We start from the raw sequence: 1,672 nt of genomic DNA, 5'->3' as shown, positions 1-1,672 counted from the left end.
TCCTGCCGGTAGCGCCAGCGGCACCTTCACCATCACTGCACCGGACGACGTATTCGTCGGTGGCCAGCCGAGCATCGTCAACAAGATCGAGTCGGTTACCGGTGGTGATAACTTCGAGAAGCTGACTCTCGGCGACAACTCGGTCACCACAAAGGTGACTGACGAGCCAGGCACTGGCACTCCAGGCACCGACAACCAGGGCGACAAGGTCACCGTCACCATCGTCGGCAAAGGCGATGTCACCGAAGACCAGCAGCCAGCCTTCACCGTCAAGGTCAGCCAGAAACTGGACCACGACCTGACGGTCACCCTGTCCAACGGCGACAAGGTGGTGATCCCAGCAGGCCAGACCGAAACCGAATACAAAGCCAAAGCCCAGGGTGATGACGTCTTCAAGGACGGCGACACCCTGACCGTCGGCATCACCGATGCTGCCGTCGATGGCAAGGCCTTCGAGAATCTGGAGCTGGGTGGCAATGCCTCGGTTCAGATCACCGACACAGTAAGCGAAGTCGTCGCGACCCTGACCGCCGACAAGACTACCGTCACCGAAGGTGGCCAGATCACTTACACAGTGACCCTGACCAATGCCCAGGGCCTGTCGGTCACCGGCCACAATGGCCTGACCTTCACCCTGTCGGACGGCACCAAAGTCACCGTTCCAGCCGGCAGCGCCAGCGGTACCTTCACCATCACCGCCCCGAGCGATGTATTCGTCGGCGGCCAGCCCTCGATCGTGAACAAGCTTGAAGGTGTCAGCGGCGCGGACAACTTCGAGAAGCTGACGCTCGGCAAGGAAACACTCACCACCACCGTCACTGATGATCCGGATACCGGCAACAAGGTGTCCGTCACTATCGTCAGCAACGGCGATGTCACCGAAGACCTGCAGCCGTCCTTTACCGTCAAGGTCAACCAGAAGCTGGACCAGGACCTGACCGTCACCCTGAGCAATGGCGCCAAGGTGGTGATTCCGGCTGGCCAGACCCAGGTCGAGTACAAGGCGGATGCCCAGGGCGATGACGTCTTCAAGGATGGCAGCTCGCTGACCGTCGGCATCACTGATGCAGTCGTTGATGGCAAGACCTTCGAAAATCTGGAACTGGGCGGCAATGCCACCGTACAGATCAGCGATACCGTCAGCGAAGTCGTCGCGACCCTCACCGCCGACAAGACTACCGTCACCGAAGGTGGCCAGATCACCTACACCGTGACGCTGACCAACGCCCAGGGTCTGCCGGTCAACGGCCATAACGGCCTGACCTTCACCCTGTCGGACGGCACCAAGGTCACCATTCCGGCTGGCAGCGCCAGCGGCACCTTCACCATCACTGCCCCTGACGACGTGTTCGTCGGCGGCCAGCCTTCGATCGTCAACAAGATCGAGTCGGTTACCGGTGGTGATAACTTCGAGAAGCTGACCCTCGGCGACAACACGATCACTACGACCGTGACCGACGAGCCAGGCACCGGCACTCCAGGCACCGACAACCAGGGCGACAAGGTCACCGTGACCATCGTCGGCAAAGGCGATGTCACCGAAGACCAGCAGCCAGCCTTCACCGTCAAGGTCAGCCAGAAGCTCGACCACGACCTGACCGTGACCCTGTCGAACGGCGACAAAGTCGTCATTCCAGCCGGTCAGACCGAAGCCGAGTACAAAGCCAAGGCC

The 1,672-nt window shown here is 60.9% G+C and carries 1 protein-coding gene; it reads left to right on the top strand.

All coding sequences use genetic code 11. The features are described from left to right. A partial coding sequence (locus NMG10_RS25725) for an immunoglobulin-like domain-containing protein (protein WP_337994575.1) occupies window positions 1–1,672 on the top strand: 1,672 nt, incomplete at both ends.

The organism is Pseudomonas sp. DVZ6 (assembly GCF_024259445.1).
Lineage (GTDB): Bacteria > Pseudomonadota > Gammaproteobacteria > Pseudomonadales > Pseudomonadaceae > Aquipseudomonas > Aquipseudomonas peradeniyensis.
Note: the sequence above shows the minus strand (reverse complement) of the source record. Positions and strands in the feature narration are given on the sequence as shown.